At 53.4% G+C, this 17,250-nt stretch carries 17 protein-coding genes and 1 tRNA gene; 5 read left to right on the top strand and 13 right to left on the bottom strand.

The window, feature by feature from the left end:
* Nucleotides 1–6 precede the first annotated feature (6 nt).
* Genes G0Q06_RS11800 through G0Q06_RS11790 form a run of 3 tightly spaced genes read left to right on the top strand, consistent with a single transcriptional unit; the run spans nt 7 to nt 4,096 of the window.
* On the top strand, nt 7–426 hold the full coding sequence (locus G0Q06_RS11800) for a hypothetical protein (protein ID WP_163966221.1): 420 nt from the start codon (nt 7–9) through the stop codon (nt 424–426).
* Nucleotides 426–3,584 (top strand): type I restriction endonuclease subunit R, encoded by a 3,159-nt coding sequence (locus G0Q06_RS11795; RefSeq protein ID WP_238710780.1) that lies wholly within the window; start codon nt 426–428, stop codon nt 3,582–3,584. Before G0Q06_RS11800 ends, G0Q06_RS11795 begins: the two co-directional genes overlap by 1 nt.
* Nucleotides 3,585–3,601: 17 nt before the next feature.
* Complete coding sequence (locus tag G0Q06_RS11790; protein WP_238710778.1) at nt 3,602–4,096, top strand: SHOCT domain-containing protein; 495 nt, start codon at nt 3,602–3,604, stop codon at nt 4,094–4,096.
* 163 nt (nt 4,097–4,259) lie between these two features.
* Here the strand turns inward: G0Q06_RS11790 and G0Q06_RS11785 are convergent, their stop codons facing one another.
* From G0Q06_RS11785 to G0Q06_RS11765, 5 genes are all read right to left on the bottom strand, one after another.
* Nucleotides 4,260–5,558 (bottom strand): hypothetical protein, encoded by a 1,299-nt coding sequence (locus G0Q06_RS11785; RefSeq protein ID WP_163966220.1) that lies wholly within the window; start codon nt 5,556–5,558, stop codon nt 4,260–4,262.
* Between the two features lie 6 nt (nt 5,559–5,564).
* Entirely contained in the window at nt 5,565–5,759 is a 195-nt protein-coding gene (locus G0Q06_RS11780) for a helix-turn-helix domain-containing protein (RefSeq protein WP_163966218.1), read from the bottom strand.
* A 69-nt stretch (nt 5,760–5,828) separates the two neighbouring features.
* Nucleotides 5,829–6,578: a hypothetical protein gene (locus G0Q06_RS11775; RefSeq protein WP_163966216.1), complete on the bottom strand. Its 750-nt coding sequence runs from the start codon at nt 6,576–6,578 to the stop codon at nt 5,829–5,831.
* Nucleotides 6,575–7,849, bottom strand: coding sequence for a tyrosine-type recombinase/integrase (locus G0Q06_RS14710; protein ID WP_163966214.1), 1,275 nt, complete (start codon nt 7,847–7,849; stop codon nt 6,575–6,577). Before G0Q06_RS14710 ends, G0Q06_RS11775 begins: the two co-directional genes overlap by 4 nt.
* A gap of 98 nt (nt 7,850–7,947) precedes the next feature.
* Nucleotides 7,948–8,040, bottom strand: a tRNA-Ser gene (locus G0Q06_RS11765).
* A 95-nt stretch (nt 8,041–8,135) separates the two neighbouring features.
* Between G0Q06_RS11765 and G0Q06_RS11760 the strand changes: the two genes are divergently transcribed.
* Entirely contained in the window at nt 8,136–8,666 is a 531-nt protein-coding gene (locus G0Q06_RS11760) for a cob(I)yrinic acid a,c-diamide adenosyltransferase (RefSeq protein ID WP_163966211.1), read from the top strand.
* Between the two features lie 18 nt (nt 8,667–8,684).
* On the opposite strand, the gene hemA is transcribed toward G0Q06_RS11760, so the two are convergent.
* From hemA to G0Q06_RS11735, 5 genes are all read right to left on the bottom strand, one after another.
* Entirely contained in the window at nt 8,685–9,716 is a 1,032-nt protein-coding gene (gene hemA / locus G0Q06_RS11755) for a glutamyl-tRNA reductase (RefSeq protein WP_163966208.1), read from the bottom strand.
* A 2-nt stretch (nt 9,717–9,718) separates the two neighbouring features.
* Nucleotides 9,719–10,591, bottom strand: a complete 873-nt coding sequence (locus G0Q06_RS11750; RefSeq protein ID WP_163966206.1) for a cytochrome C assembly family protein — start codon at nt 10,589–10,591, stop codon at nt 9,719–9,721.
* Between the two features lie 18 nt (nt 10,592–10,609).
* Entirely contained in the window at nt 10,610–11,623 is a 1,014-nt protein-coding gene (gene hemH, locus G0Q06_RS11745) for a ferrochelatase (RefSeq protein ID WP_163966195.1), read from the bottom strand.
* A gap of 67 nt (nt 11,624–11,690) precedes the next feature.
* On the bottom strand, nt 11,691–12,680 hold the full coding sequence (locus tag G0Q06_RS11740; protein WP_163966192.1) for an NAD(P)/FAD-dependent oxidoreductase: 990 nt from the start codon (nt 12,678–12,680) through the stop codon (nt 11,691–11,693).
* A 106-nt stretch (nt 12,681–12,786) separates the two neighbouring features.
* Nucleotides 12,787–13,434, bottom strand: a complete 648-nt coding sequence (locus G0Q06_RS11735) for a LysE family translocator (RefSeq protein WP_163966190.1) — start codon at nt 13,432–13,434, stop codon at nt 12,787–12,789.
* 72 nt (nt 13,435–13,506) lie between these two features.
* Between G0Q06_RS11735 and ppgK the strand changes: the two genes are divergently transcribed.
* Complete coding sequence (gene ppgK / locus G0Q06_RS11730; protein WP_163966187.1) at nt 13,507–14,259, top strand: polyphosphate--glucose phosphotransferase; 753 nt, start codon at nt 13,507–13,509, stop codon at nt 14,257–14,259.
* A gap of 9 nt (nt 14,260–14,268) precedes the next feature.
* Here the strand turns inward: ppgK and G0Q06_RS11725 are convergent, their stop codons facing one another.
* The 3 genes from G0Q06_RS11725 to G0Q06_RS11715 all read right to left on the bottom strand — a co-directional run bounded on the left by G0Q06_RS11725 (nt 14,269) and on the right by G0Q06_RS11715 (nt 17,236).
* Complete coding sequence (locus G0Q06_RS11725) at nt 14,269–14,751, bottom strand: AP2 domain-containing protein (protein WP_163966186.1); 483 nt, start codon at nt 14,749–14,751, stop codon at nt 14,269–14,271.
* A gap of 94 nt (nt 14,752–14,845) precedes the next feature.
* Nucleotides 14,846–15,994 carry a carboxylate-amine ligase gene (locus tag G0Q06_RS11720; protein ID WP_163966183.1) on the bottom strand — a complete coding sequence of 383 codons (1,149 nt, stop codon included), beginning with the start codon at nt 15,992–15,994 and terminating at the stop codon, nt 14,846–14,848.
* Between the two features lie 30 nt (nt 15,995–16,024).
* Nucleotides 16,025–17,236, bottom strand: a complete 1,212-nt coding sequence (locus G0Q06_RS11715; protein WP_163966181.1) for a M20 metallopeptidase family protein — start codon at nt 17,234–17,236, stop codon at nt 16,025–16,027.
* Nucleotides 17,237–17,250 lie beyond the last annotated feature (14 nt).

Here is a 17,250-nt window from a genome sequence, read left to right as displayed (position 1 = left end):
ATACAGATGAATCCTACAACTGAAAATCTCAAAAAACAGAGAGACACGGGATACTATGAGGCGTATTCTCGCCATTCAACAGTATTGAGGAATTGGTTAATTGCATTTGGAATTGGGGTCCCTTTCTTATTTGCTACAAACGCCGACTTTGCCAATTCCGTTAACGAATCAGGGCAAGCACTGCTCGTTTTTGGTTTTTTCTTTGGTGGTGTGATCCTTCAGTTCCTCGAGGTTTTTCTATACAAGGTGGCAATGGGTTATCAGTACCTTGGTGAGATTGATGAAACTTTTGTTGGGAAGAAACGATTCAAATACAGCGAACAATATTCTAATCTCACCTGGCCAGTCATTGTATTCGATCTTGGTACAGTCGTCCTTTATGGAATAGGAACAATTTGTCTGATGAAAGGGATTTTGAATATATAATGCCCCTCAACGAATCCATAATCGAAGACGCTGCCCTGACCTGGTTCGAGGAACTCGGGTATCAGATTGGGCATGGTCCGCACATTGCGCCTGGGGAGGCTGCTGCGGAGCGTAATAGTTTTGGAGATGTAGTTCTTGAAGGACGACTGCGGGCGGCGGTGCATCGGTTGAATCCCAGTATTCCTGGCGATGCCCAAGAGGAGGCGATCCGGAAAGTTCTACGAATTGCTACGCCCTCATTGGTTCAAACCAACCGCGCCTTTCATGCGATGCTGCGGGATGGTGTACCCGTGGAGTATCGTCGGCCTGATGGATCGATTGCGGGGGATCATGTCCGCCTGGTGGACTTTGTGGATACGGTCTCCAATGATTTTTATGCGGTCAACCAGTTCACGGTAATTGAGGGGCAGCACAACCGGAAGCCGGACATAGTTGTCTTCGTCAACGGCCTGCCGATCGGCGTTATTGAGCTGAAGAACGCGGCTGATGAGAACGCGACCATCTGGAGTGCTTTCAAACAACTACAGACCTACAAGAAGGAAATCGGGTCGCTATTTCATTACAACGAGCTGCTTATTGTCTCGGATGGCCCGATGGCTCGGATCGGATCGCTGACGGCCAGCGAGGAATGGTTCAAGGTCTGGCGAACTATCGATGGGGAAGGGGATGCTCCGCATACGGCCCTGGAATTGGAAGTCCTGATTCAGGGGGTCTTCCAGAAGGAACGCCTCCTCGATCTGCTGGAGCATTTCATTGTCTTTGAGGACGACACCGACAGCGACCGCCTGAGCAAGATCATTGCCGGATACCATCAGTTCCATGCGGTGAATGGGGCGGTCGATGAGACGGTCCGGGCAAGCGGGTTGGCTTCAGAGCAAGAACTTCAGGAACAGGAAGGCAAGTTCTGGGTTGGACGGCAGAAGAACGGGAAGCCAGGTGACCGCCGGGCAGGGGTGGTCTGGCATACCCAGGGAAGTGGCAAGAGCTTCTCCATGTTGTTTTATGCTGCTCGGATTGTGCGTCATCCAGCCATGCAGAATCCGACCCTTGTTGTGCTGACGGACCGGAATGATCTGGATGACCAATTATTCGGTCAGTTCCAGCGGTGCTATGAATTGCTGCGCCAGATGCCCCAGCAGGCTGATTCTGTGGATAACATGCGGAGTCTTCTCAAAGTAGCCAGCGGGGGAGTGGTCTTCACGACAATCCAGAAATTCATGCCGGATGGGAAAGGGGAGCGCATGCCGCTGCTCTCGGACCGCAGTAACATCGTGGTCATTGCTGATGAGGCACACCGCAGCCAATACGACCTGATTGACGGCTTTGCCCGCAACCTGCGGGACGCCTTGCCCAATGCATCCTTTATCGGGTTCACAGGCACACCGATTGAGAAGACTGATGCCAATACCCGTGCCATCTTTGGGGATTACATCTCAATATACGACATCCAGCGTGCTGTCGAAGACGGGGCCACTGTGCCGATCTATTATGAGAGCCGCATCGCCAAGCTGTCGCTCAATGAGAACCTTCTCCCGCATGTGGATGAGGAATTTGAGGAGCTGACCGAGGGTGAAGAGGAGAGCGATCGCCAGAAGCTGAAAACCAAGTGGGCAGCGGTCGAGGTGATGGTGGGAGACCCTAAGCGGGTTGCCCTTGTTGCCGAGGATCTGGTGAAGCATTACGAGCGGAGGCAAGAAGCCATGGAGGGCAAGGCGATGGTCGTCTGCATGAGCCGTCGCATTTGCGTGGATCTCTACAACGCCATTATAAAGATTCGTCCGCACTGGGCCAGCGAACCCAACGACGATGTCGAGGCGGAGAAGAAGAAACAGGCTGTTGTGAAAATTGTCATGACGGGCAGTGCCAGCGATGGACCCGATTGGCAGCAGCACATCCGCAACAAGCCAAGACGCAGGGAGCTGGCGACACGCTTCAAGGATTCCAAGGATCCCTTCCGTATCGTGATTGTCCGGGATATGTGGCTGACGGGCTTCGATGCCCCGTGTCTGCACACGATGTATATTGATAAGCCCATGCGGGGTCATGGGCTCATGCAGGCAATCGCCCGGGTGAACCGCGTATTCAGGGATAAGCCTGGTGGATTGGTCGTGGATTATCTGGGACTGGCCGACCAACTCAAGCACGCCCTGGCCACTTATACGGAGAGCGGGGGCAGGGGAACCCCAAGCCATGACACGGCAGAGGCCATTGCCGTTATGCAGGAGAGGCATGAAATCGGCTGTGGGCTTCTTCATGGCTTTGATTGGGGCAAGTGGGTATCTGGTACCCCTGCGGAGAAGATCGGCCTTCTGCCGGCCGCACAGGAACATATTCTGCAGCAGGAGGACGGGAAGTCGCGCTTTGTCCGCACGGTCACCGATCTATCCAGGGCCTTCGCCCTGTGTGCTGCCACTGATGAGGCAATCGAACTCCGGGACGACATCGCTTTTTTCCAGGCCATCAAGGCACAGTTTGCCAAGACAACCGCCGCCCAGAAATCTCCTGATGAAATGGATGCGGCCATCCGGCAATTGGTCTCCTCGGCTATCACGGCCGATGAGGGGATTATCGATGTCTTTACCGCGGCAGGATTGAAGAAACCCGACATCTCCATCCTCTCAGAACAGTTCCTGGCAGAGGTCAAGGGACTCAAGCACAAGAATGTCGCGGCAGAGCTGTTGGCCAAGCTCCTCAAGGACGAGATCAAGATTCGCTCAAAACGGAATCTGGTCCAGAGCCAGGCATTCAGCGAAATGCTCAAGCGTACCCTCAATTCCTACCACAACCGAGCCATCTCCACGATGGAGGTCATTGAAGAATTGATCAAACTGGCCAAGGAACTCAACCAGGCCACCCAGCGCGGGGAAGACCTGGGTCTGAATGAGGACGAAATCGCCTTCTACGATGCCCTCGCCAACAACGAGAGCGCCGTCAAGGCCATGGGCAATGACGAACTCAAGGTCATCGCCGCCGAACTGGTCACCAAGGTCCGCAAGAGTGTGACCATCGACTGGACCTTACGGGAGAGTGCCAGGGCCAAAATCAAGGTCATGGTGAAACGAATTCTGAAGAAGCACGGCTACCCGCCAGATCTCCAGGAAGAGGCGGTAAAGACGGTACTGATGCAGGCGGAACTGCTGTGCGCGGATTGGGTGTGAGGCGTTGCGAAGATTTTATGAAAAATATTAAATCAATAATTCTGTTATCGGTGATTATCATCTGTGGGTTTCTCGGGGGTTGTAATACTTCTGAGGTTATTTCGGTTGGCGAAGACACATATATGGTAACCTCAAGTGGAGCTGGCTTCAGCACGGCATCTGTAAGAGAGAATGTCTTCCAGAAAGCCAGTGAGTATTGTGAATCTAAAGGGTTGGTCATGATGCCGGTTTCATTCAATGCAGAACCTGGCCGTATGGGCAGAAACGCTCCATCAGCTGATTTGGTGTTTCGGGCATTAAAACCAGGTGATCCGGAATTGGGCCGTCCGAATCTGCGAGAGTCTGACGAGAAGTTAGACATCAGCCACGATATAAATATCAAGACCGATCAACCCGCTGTTAAGAAAGCCGACCTTTACGAAGAACTAATCAGGCTCAACGAACTTAAAGAGAAGGGCATCTTAACCGAAGAAGAATTCCAGATACAGAAGGAAAAGTTGCTCAGTAATTGATGTGGATTGGGTGTGAGGCGGCGAGGAGTTGAAAACGGTTCGTGATGGAAGGAGGTATTACTTCATTCAACTCGGAGTGCGGGATACCCTTTCTGCCTTTAACCTCCTACTCTTCATTATCCGCAGGCTTTTTCTTTTACTCTTCCCCCATAGGATGAGGGATTCAGTACCCAACAGCCTCTAATGACAGTCTGTGAGCCTCTTCGGAGGGTTTGGTAGGGGTTTTGTCGCACCCCTTTATTTCGCCCTTTTCAATAGTGGGTTTTGTCGCACCACTGAGAGCCTTAATCCACCTTTGCACATTCCGCTTGTTGGATGCGTTAGGCTCCATGCCAACCCTTCTACAAAGTTCGCCAGCTTGGAGAGTCGGGGCCCTGCGAAATAATGACTCGACGATCAACCTTTTAGGACCACTGGGTCTTCCTCCCTTCCTCCCGTTCGCTCGATGTTTGAGCTTTGCTTCCTCTTCCTGGATTTCCTTGTGCTCGTTGCGGATTCTCGCCCACCTGATCAAATTATCCCAGCCAAATACATCCACCCATTTCTTGTCGTACTCCAAGGGAAGGAATCGTCTCTTAATATAGTAATCCCCCCAATCGGCTCCAACCGTAGATGGAAGCATAACAACTACATCGCACCCTGCGTCCACCAGCTTCTGGTAGCTGTCAACGGCCAGTTCAAGACCTGGAAGATCGTCCTGCGCCCAGATCGTGATCGGCAATTCTATCAGCTTTTCAACCTCTTTTGGGCGCAGGCGAACATCAGCACCACAAAATACAACTATGCTCTGAATGCTGAGGTCCAAATTGAAACGATCATCAAGCAGGGTCCATACTGCCAATGCATCTCCCTCTCCCTCTACAAGGTGAATCCTCTCCGAGGCGGGGTTGATGTTGCTAATTCCAATAGGCCGATTCTTGACCCCCACTAGTCGCTTCGCCTTTGGGCCGTCCTTAAAGAGCTTTCCATCAACCCGCCTGTATTGTTCCGCTCCTGAATCCGGAGGACCTATTCCCCAATAATTTGGGTCCGGGTTGTGTTTGAACTGAGGCACTTGAAGAAGGGGGAACTTTTCTAACAGGTCCGGCCGAGGTAATTTACGGGATTGGGCAATTCGCCTACACCAATCCTCTCGTGAGAAGGGTTTGAGCTTCTTTTTCGCTTTGCATTGCGGGTTGTAGGTGAAAGGTTCACCGAAAAGTTCATGACCTCTCCGGAGTGCGGCTGTGGTATCGTCAAGGGCTTCATGCCATTGAATAAAGTCGATCTGGTCTCCTCCGACATCTGGCCGAGCCTTATCCTCCCATCTCCATTGATTTCCCTTTTGAAAAAATATAACAGAGTTGTCTTTGCGTATTCTGTAAGAGCGACCTTCTCGCTTGAGGGAAACGCCAAGACGATCTGCCACTTCAAGAAGGCCGTGCCTTTCCTTGAAGGACTTACACTCCTCGGTCAGAGCCATTCTACCCTAAACGAGGTTGTTCTCCATGAAATCCTCCAGGTCCTTCGGGCGCAAAATCACACGCCTTCCGATCCTGACAGCCCGCAACTCACCTTGTTCGATCAACTTCCGAACCGTTCTCTCGGACAGATTAATCTGTAGAGCAGCTTGTTTTACTGAAAGCCCGAAGGGCGTGCACTTGATACTACTGTTTTCATTCATGCCCCCCAGCATGCATAATGGTGCAGCCCCTACCAATTTCGGAGGGTCTGTTTATTCGAGGCAGAATTCTCAGACCTTTTTAATGAAGTGCTCTAATTTCTCTCCAATTAGATCTCCAAGTGCAGCACGACGATGGGAATCAGTAGGTACTTCCATTTGGGCAATCTCCTTTTTCCAAGTCTTAATTCTGTCCTCTTCATAGAATCCTGGGCATGGATTGGCAGCGATGTAATCATTTAGCTTCTTTTGTCGCGCTTTCTTCTTTGCCGCCAACTTACTTATAGCTCTTTGATCGACAGCCATGCGGATTGGTTTGTGGGCATCACTCTTCAATCCCATCAGAGTAATTTTCTCCACGATAAGACTTTTCCACTTCGCTTTTGTTTTGGCACTTAAAGGTGGCATGGACTGGATCTTGCTTAGGAGCGCAGGGCTTTCCCGAGGAAGAACCGCTTCACCCTGACGAAGGAGCTCGAATTTGGCTATTACTGAGCCAACAAGTTGATAAAGTTCATCATGGTCCGGACCCTTCTTTTTTGTGCGAATCCTTGCCAGCCTTTCAGCGTCTAACCTTTTGTCGCCGGTCAGAAGTACTGGCCACAGCATTTTCTGCCTAAATACTTTTTCAACTGCCTTCGCGGCTTTTGGGTTATTTTTTGCTTCGTCAAGTTGCGTCACTACGGAAAATGCGATCTTCCAAAGTTGCTCCGCAGCTAGGGTTCTTTCCTTTATCCTAGAACCCCACTGGAGATTGAAAGAAATGTCTCTAATAGATTCTTGAACAGCCTTGTAGTCAGATTGGGTTTTATCCTCACTCATGCTTTCTTCTCCTTAAATTTTAAGGCCTGTTGTTTCCGTTGCCCCGGCTTGATGCCGAAGAAGGCTTCTCCCTGTGCCTTCGTTGCCAGGGCTCGGTAGTGATCGAACAGCACCTGGTCCCCCTCCTTGTGACCAAGCTCCTTTGCGGTCTTGGTGGCGTCGCCGTGAAGGGCGTAATGGTAAGTCCCGAAAGAGTGCCGCATTGCGTTGCGCGGCCAGGTTGAGTGTTTCTTCTTGTCTGCGTAACCGGCCTCCCTGCGAAGTTTGACGAACACATTGTCGAACGCCTTGCCTGAACAGGGTGAGATATTTCCCTTTCGATCACTGATGGTTAGAATCCATTCCCTGGCATTGTCGGGCAGGGTAGTGTGGCGGATACGGCGCTTCTTGCTGATTGTCGCATCGATGGTGATGTAGCCATCTTTGAGGTTGACCTTGTCCCATGTGAGTTTCTGCAATTCCTCAGTCCGGATCCCAGCGAAAAGCCCAAGGACAATAATCCCCAGAAATTCGGGCCATCGATCCCGAGTGAAGTGTAGCAGGTCCTCTGCCTGGTTGACGGTGAGAATCCCAACATCACCGTTGTTCATCAATCGCCCGTGGAGCTCTTTGCGGTCGTGGTCGCTGAGATCATCGATTGGATTCAGTAGTATGTACTTCTTTTGCGTGGAGTAGCGGAAAAGCTCACTGATTATCCGTAGATAATTCTTGCGCGTACGGTCTGAGCCTTTGATCCCTGCAAGCCACGCCTTGACCTGTGCGGAATCAATCTCGTGGATCGAATAATCGCCCAAGGCGGATTTGATCACACCTGTGCGGGTGTTGAAGTCCCTGAGGGAATGATAAGCCAGATCCCCCGCCTCATGCCGCTTGAGCTTGTATGACTGCAACTCGGTTATTACTTCAGACAGGGTGCGTTCCCCGCCGGACGGTCTGAGGCGGTCCAGAGCGAACTGAATGGCCTCCGTGACACTGATTCCCTTGTCCCTTAATTTAGGAACCATGACACCGACCTCCTGACGCTCAGTTCCAGAGAGTTTAAAGAAGGCGTGGCCGTCCGTTTGAATCCCCCTGTGTTGCTTCTTGGCCCAAGCCTCGGCCTTCTTGTATGAGGGGAACTGCTTCCGAATCCGGCGCTTGCCAGTGACTTTTGCTGGCACGGTTACCTGATAACTGATCCCGAATTTCTTGCCGGCACTGGCGTTGTCGATCGGCCGGATCTTGATTCCGGATTTCGGAGGGAATTCAACTGAATTTGTATTCGTTGCCACTCCTTACATAATGGTATACATTAGTTCACTTATGCAACACAAAACGACAGGAACGAGACAGTAATTTGGGGTGGCCGGGCTCTAGCCAGCATGAATACTGGCGGAGAGAGAGGGATTCGAACCCTCGATACGGTTTTACGCCGTATACCCACTTAGCAGGCGGGCGCTTTCGGCCACTCAGCCATCTCTCCGTTTGGGGAAGGGGATATGTGGCCATGGAAGGGTCATGAAATCAACTCTTTTTTACCATTTGACGGATTTATCCGAAAGGGGCCATTCTTAAGGGGTGAGCGAAGAAGCAAAGGACGGATATTTTCAGGTCTATACCGGCGAGGGAAAGGGCAAGACAACGGCGTCGTTGGGCTTGGCCTTGCGTGCGAGCGGGCGTGGCTTACCGGTGTATATCGGGCAGTTCATGAAGGGTCAGGATTATGGTGAGTTGCATGCGATCCCGAAGCTTGGATCAATTACCCACGAGCAGTACGGGGATCCGGGTTGGGTATACAAGGGGAAGATCACCGAGGCCCAGCGTGCCCTGGCGGCGGAGGGATTGGAAAAGGCCCGGGAGGCACTTATGTCCGGGTCATACCGGATCGTCATCCTGGACGAGATCAACATGGCAATCTGGTTTGAGCTGATCAGCCTGGAGGCGGCACTGGAATTAATTGATGGCCGGCCAAAGGAGACTGAATTGATTTTTACCGGTCGGAGGGCGGCCCCTGAGGTGATCGAGCGGGCCGATCTGGTGACGGAAATGCGCGAGGTGAAGCATTACTACACGCAGGGCGTGCCGGCTCGCGAGGGGATCGAGAAATAGATCTACTTTGATGAGAAGTTAACCTAGCCTCAGGCGTTCCCACAGGTAGTGGGCTTTTTTCTCCAGCTCGATGACGCAATTGGCCATTTCCTGCTGACGGCTTTTCAGGTTTTCGTTGGCGATGTTGGCGAGGTCCTCAAGGTTGTAGAGGTAGACATTGGGGATTCCGGCAACCTCGGTCTCGATGTCCCGCGGAACAGCCAAGTCGATCAGGAAAAGCGGTTTTCGGGGACGCTTGCCCAAGTGCTGCTCGATCATCTCCCGATTGAGCAGGGAGTGGGGTGCCGCAGTAGCGAAAATTCCAATATCGACGTAGGGAAGGCTTTCTTCCCACGTGCTGAAAGGAATGAGGAGGCCATCCACATCCTTCGCCAATGCTTCGGCGCGTTCGTGTGTACGGCTGGCAATTGACATGCAGGCCACTCCACGGCTGCGGAAGGCCTTGGCAACATCTCGTCCGGCTTCGCCCGATCCGATGACCAGCGTCCGGCTCACTGTCAGCCTGCCGAAAATCCGGACCGCGAGCTCCACGGCGACATTGCCCAAGCTCACTTGTCCCGCCCCGATTTTCGTCTCGGTGCGTGCCCATTTGGCTGCCTGGAAACATTTTTGAAAGAACCTGTGCAGGACCGGCCCGACCGTCTTGCTCTCGATCGCCTCGGCATAAGTATCCTTCATTTGCCCGAGAATCTGGGTCTCCCCGACCATCTGCGAATCCAGTCCGGAGGCAACACGGTAGGCATGCTTGACCGCTTCAAGGTTCTCGTGGGAATAGGAATGCTTGATGAATTCCTCCACCGGGAAATTCTCCACTCCATGGAGCAGTTTTGCTACATCCTGTCTCCAATCACCATTTTCATAGACCGCATAGATCTCGATCCGGTTACAGGTGTTGAGGATGGCCGCTTCCTTGACTGCGGGATTGCTCTTGAGACGATCCTGCAGACAGCGCACGCCCTCAGCCGTCAACGCCATCCGCTCGCGAATTTCGAGGGGAGTACGGTGATGATTACAGCCAATCGTGAAAAGACGGGGGGAATCAGTCGACATGGTCAGGGAGCTGGGGGAATTTCGCTGGTGTCCGGATGTTCCAGTTGGTCCAAGGCGGGCGGAGTGCCATGGTACCGACTGGCCTCAACCGGCCAGAGCGTTAAAAGGGCGGCCAGGAGCAGGATAATGCAGGTCCAGGCCAGCCGCGTTCCAAAGAGCTTGTTGGCGGCTCGCAGGATAAGGACGAGCCAGTAAAGAAACCACAGGGCGAGGGTGGTAATGAGTTTGGGCACGCTCACCAGGTCCATGTGGCCGACCCAGTAAAGGGCGCCAATGGCAACCGAGATCGTGAAGACCACACAGGCCATGATCAGGAGCCGCATAAGGACCACATCCATATCCATGATGGATGGAAGAAAACGGAAGATCCCGGAAAACTTCTTTGTTTTCAGGCTGAAATGCTGAAGCAGGTAAAGGGCGGAGAGAACCGCCAGCAAACCGAAGATCCCGTAGGAAAACAAGGCAAGGGCGGCGTGGGCCTCGATTCGCGGGTCACCTCCAAGAGGCGTATGGGCCCCGACGTGTGCGGCATCCGGCAGGAAAAAGGCCACAAATCCTATAATGGCAGCGAGTGATGCGGAACCCGTCCCAAAAAGGGACAAGCGGAATACCTGTCCCGTGAAAAGATAGACCACAATAATCGACCAGCTGATGAATTGCAGGACCTCGTATGGGTTTCGGATCGGACAGCTCCCGGCGTCCAGTCCAAGGATCCACATTCCCGAAGTCTGGAAAAGCCATCCGCCCAGAATCAGGAGCAGATTAGTCCCGTGGAGGGGCTCCCGGCGATTGAGGACACGTACCAGAGTCAGGACCAAGGCACCCACATACGCGAGTGTCCCGATCAAAAGCAACCAGTGTTCAATGTTTCTCATCGATTTGGAGTTGGAAGCTTAGGAGTTAAGCCAGCCCTCAACCTGTTTGGCAAGGTATTGTATCCAGCGGTCATCCTCGTTCAGGCAGGGAATCACCGCGAAATCCTCTCCGCCGGCATCCTCGAAAATCTCCTTCGCTTCCTCAGCAATTTCCTCCAGCGTTTCAAGGCAGTCGGTGACAAAGGCCGGGCAAACTACCCGGACTTTCTTGACGCCCTCGCGCCCGAACCGGGCAAGGGTCGCGTCCGTATACGGCGTGAGCCATGGATCGCGACCAAGCCGGCTTTGGAATGATACGAAATACTTGTCCTCCGGGAGCTTGAGTCGCTCGACAACGCCCTTCACGGTCATCAGGCACTGGTGCTTGTAGCAAGTGGCATGGGCCGGGTTGGCACGCGTGCAGCAGTCCTTCACACACAGGCAGTGAGCGTGGGAGGGATCCGAGACGCGCAAGTGCCGCTCGGGGATTCCATGAAAACTGAAGACCAGCTTGTCGGTGCCTTCAGGGAGGTTTTCCCCGATGCTTTCGGCAAGAATATCCAGATAATCCGGGTCATTGTAGAAAGGCTGGAGAAAGCTGACATCCAGATCCGGCTTCTGCTGGTTGATCTCCTCCATCACTTTGACGACCACTGTCTCGTAGCTCGACATCGCGTATTGCGGATATAGCGGGATCACATAAAGCGAAGTCACACCGTCCTTGAGGATTTGGCTGATCACGTTCGCAATAGACGGATTGCCGTAGCGCATCGCCAAGTAGACCTTGGGGGCAACAGACTGGCCCAGTTTTTCCGCCTGATGCTCACTGGTGACAATCAGCGGGGAGCCTTCATCGGTCCATACGCTGGCATAGGCCTCCGCAGACTTCTTGGGCCGCGTATTCAAAATAATCAGCGGGACGATGACCTTCCGGACAAATGCCTTATCGATGACCCGTTCATCCGTGAGAAACTCATCGAGATAACGCTTTACATCCGAAACGGAAGTGGAATCCGGTGATCCCAGGTTAACCAATAGAACTGCCTTTGACATAATGGATACAGTTTCCCAGCTACGGCCCTTCGTCAACCCATCTAGCGCCTCTCGGGCAATCTCTTTCCTAAACCGGGCTGAGGATAGCGGCTGCCAGATCCATCCCGCTCAGCCCTGCGGCTTCAATGCGCGGACCATTAAATCCATCCCCGGCCATGCCCAATTGCATCTCGTCGTCGATAAAATACGGTTTCCGGAAGGGATGCTTTTCCCGGTAAATCCGGACGGGATCACTGAATCCCCATCGATGTGAAATGGCTTCAACGACGTCTGCCTTGATGAAGGGCTTGGCCGCCGCCAGCATGGCTTGAATGCGTTCTTCCTCTGGCCGGTCCCAGTAGGTATCGGCAAATTTAGGCGAGCTGTGCAGGGTGATGGTACCTTCCACCGGAGAAATTCCCTTGGCGGAATTGTCACCAAGCCAACGCAACACATCGTGATTGAGATCCATGGCACCCGGATTAGGAATCCCGGAAGGTCCATTGAGCTGGGCCATCACGGTCAGGCAACGAAGATAGCTGATCTTCTTGAGCTCCATCTCATCGTCATAATCCAGTTCGATACCGGAAGCGTCGAGCAACTCCAAATTTTGTGGCACGGGGGCTGTCATGATCAGCCAGTTCGCGGTATATTTTTTGTTTTCCTTTGTCCCGTGAGGATTGGTCGTAACTGTCCACTTTTTCTTCTTGAAACTGACCTTCGTCACCCGCTCGGAAAGCATCACGTTCAGGGACGCCCCGATGCGCTCAGGCACCGTGGTCATCCCCTTTGATCCGACATAGCGCATATTCTTGAGGGGCCCTTGATACCACGGAAGCACTTCCCCTTTGTCGAGCCATGACTCAACGCGCTCGCGAAAGATCATATCCCGGGTCGTCATGAACTGTGCCCCGGAATCAAAAACTGATTCGCCCATTTTCTTGACGGCCATGCGTCCGCCGCAGCCCCGGCTTTTTTCGAGGATGGTGACCTCAACGTCATAACGCATGAGATGCTGGGCGGCCAGCAAGCCGGATATGCCGGCTCCGATAATAATACATGATTCTGCGTCTGTCATATGCTTTTTGATTCGGTGAGGATTGAACCTTTGTAAAATGCTAAGGGCTTTTTTCTGCTTGGCCAGACAATATCCAACTTCACTGCCTGCCCGCTCGGAAGCTCCGCTAATTCAGCAACGAAATAATTGAGGTAATCCATATCCAAAGTCCCAAAACGAGGAGAATCACGGAAATGCCGAGTTCCAAGCAAAGCTGTAAGCGGTTCCAACTGGACTTGAAACGGGGCCGGTCGACCAAAAAGGCCACCAGGGAGAACGCGACAGCTTGGACACACACCATCACTCCACCGCTGGCGATTCTAATCTCAAGGGGCAGATCGGGACCCAGCATGACAGAGAAAAGACTCAGGAAAAAGAGCATTGCCTTCGGGTTGAGCACATTGACGAAAAATCCCTGTGTCCAGGCATCATGAAAGGGCAGGGCATCGGGACTGCTCGGGACCTGGTCCGGTTCTCTGGCTTCCGCAGCCAATCTCCGACAGCTCATGAACCCCTTCAGCCCAAGATAAATCAGCCAGCTGCCTCCTGCCAGCGAGAGGACCCTTTCGAACACCTCTCCCCGGGTTATGAGGTATGAGACGCCGGTCAGCCCAAGGCTGATGTGCAGGCTGACCCCGCAGAGAATGCCAAAGGTCGTGGCGACACCCGTCCGCCAGCCGTGTCGCATGCTGTTGAGAACGACCAGAAATATGTCAGGCCCGGGACTGAGGCAGGCGACCAGATGGATCGCCGCAATTGTTAAGATGAATTCCATGCTGAGTGCTCTTTTGCATTTCAGGGCAAAATGATGTTGGAATCGATTAAAATGTTCTCACTCTGGTTTCAAATGTTGTCACTTGGCATAGATATCGGCGGGAGTGGGATCAAGGGAGCAATCGTCGATACCGATAAAGGCGAGCTCGTCACTGAGCGCTTACGCATTCCCACACCGGATCATTCCGAAGCCAAAGTGATCATTCCGATTATCCAGCAGATCATCGATGATCTTCAATGGAACCGGGGTCCTCTGGGAATTGGTTTTCCCGGGGTTATTCACCGGCAGGTTATCCATACTGCCACCAATTTACACGATAGTTTGATCGGGATAAACCTGGCCGAGGAATTTCAAAAGGTCGTTGACGGGCCGGTCCGGGTATTGAATGACGCTGATGCGGCGGGTTTCTCGGAAATGCAATACGGTGCGGGAAAACCTTACGCTGACTCCGGAACCGTCCTCTTGGTCACCGTTGGAACCGGAGTGGGGACCGTCCTCTTCAGCGACGGAGTGCTGGTTCCCAATCTCGAGTTGGGACATATCGAGTACCGGGGCAAGAACGCCGAAAGCCAGGTCTCCGAGCAGGCCCGCAAGACACAGGATCTTTCATGGAAAAAGTGGGGCAAGCGGTTGAACGGTTATCTCCAGATGCTTGAGTTTCTCCTGCAGCCAGACTGCCTCATCCTCGGTGGCGGGGGTGTCAAGAAGCAGGAAAAATTTGTCGAGTATCTCGACTTGAAGACGCCCTGGACATTTGCCCAGTCGGGCAATCTGGCCGGTATAATCGGTGCCGCAGCCGCCGCAGCCGCCGCAGCCGGTAAATAAATTCCCTTCCTACAGGTCCGGTTGCGATTCCTTCATGCGGTTTAAAACTGCTGGGCCGTAAATGTCCTTGAGCATCTTCTTCCGGTGCGCCACGGCCAGCTGAAAGGCCTTTTTCTCCCCGTACTTGCGTATCGAGAAGGAGGTACATTTCTGCTTTCCGGGTTCCGGTCGCCAGGAAACCGAGTAGCAGTCGTTCACGGTTCCGTTCGGACTTTTCTTCGAGGTCCGGCAGACCCCGAGGACGCCGGTTGAATTGCGGCTGTCCCGCAGGACGACCCGTCGTGAGCGCGGCTTCTTGGGGATTTCCCCAATCTTTTCATATAGCTTGTCCCGAAACTCCAAGGCGAGCCGATACGCTTCCTCCTTGCTTCCCGATTTCTGATCACTGAAAAGGCGCGAATAGGTGCGTCCATTACGGTAGGCCCGAACAAACCATCCGTGAGTTGATCCTGAATCAATGCGGCTGATGCCTTTTTCCTTTTTAGTCTTCATGCGAACCCGTCTTCAATTGCAGATAATCCGCTACTGTTCCCTGCCAGGATTGGCAATTAAATTCTCATCTAACTGCCGTTAGGGAACACGCTTTTCAGCGCGGCACGGCAAGTTCTTCGACGACGGCCCTCAGATCACCTGAGTGCTTTTCGAAAAGTTCCATCTGTCGCTCTGCACCGGAAGCATTGTCAACCATGGTGATAATATGGTTCAGCTCCTGCATGCAGTTGAGCTTCTCCGCGTACGGCTTCAGTTTCTCGTAGAGGAAAAAGATCATTTCCCTGACGGGAATTGTCTTGTGGGTGACCGGATCGATCAACTCGGCCCGCATGCCGTAACGGGTGGCTTTCCACTTGTTCTGGCGGACAACGATCGGATGTATGTCATGCTGGTAGACGCCGCTGTCAATCTGATCGCTAAGCGCAGCAACAAGGCACTGCGTCATGGCTGTCAGCGCCAGGGCGTCCTCAAGGTTTTGCGGAATATCAAAAATCCTGACTTCGACTGTTCCGAAACGCGGGTGGGGCCGCACATCCCACCAGATTTCCTGGATGCTGTTGATAAAGCCGCTTTGTATCGACTGGTTCACTACCCAGCAATATTCGCTGTAGTTTCTCAGGATGGGAGGCGTCCCCGCCGCGGGAAGCTGCTCCATGATCTTGATCCGTTGTGAATGCAACCCGGTCTGCCGCCCGACCCAGAACGGGCTGTTGACGGAAAGGGCCAGCATTGTCGACATGTAGCGCATCAAGCGATCGACCACCATGACAGCCTTGTCGCCGGAATCGACACCCACATGCACATGCATGCCGAAGGTGACAATCCGCCGCGCTGTGTCCTGCATCAGGTCCACCAGATTCCTGTAGCGTTCGCTGGGGGTGATTTCCTGATCTATCCAGGCGGAGAAGGGATGGGAGCCAGCCCAGAGGATACGCGCGTCGTTGGCCATGGCAGCCGCATAAAGTTTCTCCAGCTTGCCGCTCAAGTCAGCCCGCGCTTCAGAAATATTCCGGCAAACATCCGTATTGATCTCGACATAGCTTTGCATCAGCTCCGGCTTGAGCCAAGTCTGGTCCTCCCCGACATGCTTCAGCAGGTCAAGGATGGCGCTCTTCAATTGATAGCTCTCGGAGTCGACCAGTTGGAGCTCAAGTTCAACGCCGATGGTTGGCTCCTTGTTGGACTTGAAAACGAGCGGGTGAAGGTCGTCGGTGAAGGGTGGGGTGAAGTTGGAGTAAGGCATACTTTAGAAGGGGGTTAATGCAGGTGCGGGTTAGTCGGCATTTTCCAGATGGCGGGCTATTTGAACGACACTTCTGGTGAGGGCCTTGGCCCCGATTGGCAGGGCGGATTCGTTGACATCAAAACAGGAGGAATGCAGGTGGCGAACAGGTTTGAGGGGAGTTCCAACTCCGAGCCTGAGCATGCACCCGGCACACTCATTCAAGTACCAGGCAAAATCCTCACCGCCCATGCTGGGCTTATCAACATAGACCATTCCTTCATCCCCGACCAGATCATGAACCGCCGACTTGCACAAACCCGTCAAAACCGGGTCGTTCTTTACAGGCGGAAGCGAGTAGGCGATTGAAAAGCTGGTGCGTACCTGGCAGATCTGGGCGACTCCATCAATCACTTCACGTATTCGCTGTTTGGCTACACGGGAATGTTCCGAATCGGTGCTCCGGATGGTTCCCCTGAGCTGGGCAGACTCTGGAATGACATTGGGGTTGATCCCTCCCTGAATCACGCCGAAGGAAACAACCAACGGGTCGCGGGAATCAACGCTTCTTGGCAGGACTGAATAGACAGTCTGGACAATCTGGGTAGCCGCAGCGATCGGATCAAAGGTCGTATGCGGGCGGGCCCCATGCCCTCCAAGGCCTTCGACAAGAATCTCGAACTCCTCACAACAAGCCGTGAGGGAGCCTTCCCGGTAGCCAATCTGGCCAGCATGAAGGGCCGGATCGACATGAAGGGCCACAATGGCTTCAACGCGGTCAAGGGCATTCCAGCTGATCATATCCTTTGCGCCTGTTGCGGATTCCTCTGCCGGTTGGAACAAGCACCGCCAGCCAATGCCTTCCGGCAGGGCATCGGGCACTTTTGAGAGCGCCTTGATAGCGCCAAGGGCCATTGCCGTGTGCGCATCATGACCGCACGCGTGCATCAAGTTGTTCTCACGGGAACGGTAGGAAACCGTCTTCTCATCTTGCAGCCGAAGGGCATCAATATCCGCCCTCAGGGCAACATAGCGCTTACAGTTCGGGCCGGGAAAATCAACAATCAGGCCGCGGCCATCCGGACCGATGCGGAAATTAAGGCCGAGTGATTCCACCTGGTCGGCGATAAATGCCGTGGTGCGTGTTTCCTCTCCACTTGGTTCGGGATGCGCGTGCAAATAGCGGCGCACGTCCTGTATGGATTTGGCATCCGCCTGAATAAGGCCATCCAAGCGATCAAACAACTCCTTCAATTGAGGCATGTTTGAAGGTATAG

It is taken from the genome of Oceanipulchritudo coccoides (assembly GCF_010500615.1).
Taxonomy (GTDB): Bacteria; Verrucomicrobiota; Verrucomicrobiia; order Opitutales; family Oceanipulchritudinaceae; genus Oceanipulchritudo; species Oceanipulchritudo coccoides.
This window is presented reverse-complemented; position numbering and strand designations above follow the sequence as displayed.

What these genes read in the sequence shown, in the direction of transcription:
- hemH (WP_163966195.1), bottom strand. Translation starts at nt 11,623, where the DNA reads ATGTCAAAGGCAGTTCTATTGGTTAACCTGGGATCACCGGATTCCACT.
- G0Q06_RS11795 (WP_238710780.1), top strand. Translation starts at nt 426, where the DNA reads ATGCCCCTCAACGAATCCATAATCGAAGACGCTGCCCTGACCTGGTTC.
- G0Q06_RS11735 (WP_163966190.1), bottom strand. Translation starts at nt 13,434, where the DNA reads ATGGAATTCATCTTAACAATTGCGGCGATCCATCTGGTCGCCTGCCTC.
- ppgK (WP_163966187.1), top strand. Translation starts at nt 13,507, where the DNA reads ATGTTGTCACTTGGCATAGATATCGGCGGGAGTGGGATCAAGGGAGCA.
- hemA (WP_163966208.1), bottom strand. Translation starts at nt 9,716, where the DNA reads ATGTCGACTGATTCCCCCCGTCTTTTCACGATTGGCTGTAATCATCAC.
- G0Q06_RS11800 (WP_163966221.1), top strand. Translation starts at nt 7, where the DNA reads ATGAATCCTACAACTGAAAATCTCAAAAAACAGAGAGACACGGGATAC.
- G0Q06_RS11775 (WP_163966216.1), bottom strand. Translation starts at nt 6,578, where the DNA reads ATGAGTGAGGATAAAACCCAATCTGACTACAAGGCTGTTCAAGAATCT.
- G0Q06_RS11785 (WP_163966220.1), bottom strand. Translation starts at nt 5,558, where the DNA reads ATGGCTCTGACCGAGGAGTGTAAGTCCTTCAAGGAAAGGCACGGCCTT.
- G0Q06_RS11750 (WP_163966206.1), bottom strand. Translation starts at nt 10,591, where the DNA reads ATGAGAAACATTGAACACTGGTTGCTTTTGATCGGGACACTCGCGTAT.
- G0Q06_RS11720 (WP_163966183.1), bottom strand. Translation starts at nt 15,994, where the DNA reads ATGCCTTACTCCAACTTCACCCCACCCTTCACCGACGACCTTCACCCG.
- G0Q06_RS11780 (WP_163966218.1), bottom strand. Translation starts at nt 5,759, where the DNA reads ATGAATGAAAACAGTAGTATCAAGTGCACGCCCTTCGGGCTTTCAGTA.
- G0Q06_RS11740 (WP_163966192.1), bottom strand. Translation starts at nt 12,680, where the DNA reads ATGACAGACGCAGAATCATGTATTATTATCGGAGCCGGCATATCCGGC.
- G0Q06_RS11790 (WP_238710778.1), top strand. Translation starts at nt 3,602, where the DNA reads ATGAAAAATATTAAATCAATAATTCTGTTATCGGTGATTATCATCTGT.
- G0Q06_RS11725 (WP_163966186.1), bottom strand. Translation starts at nt 14,751, where the DNA reads ATGAAGACTAAAAAGGAAAAAGGCATCAGCCGCATTGATTCAGGATCA.
- G0Q06_RS11715 (WP_163966181.1), bottom strand. Translation starts at nt 17,236, where the DNA reads ATGCCTCAATTGAAGGAGTTGTTTGATCGCTTGGATGGCCTTATTCAG.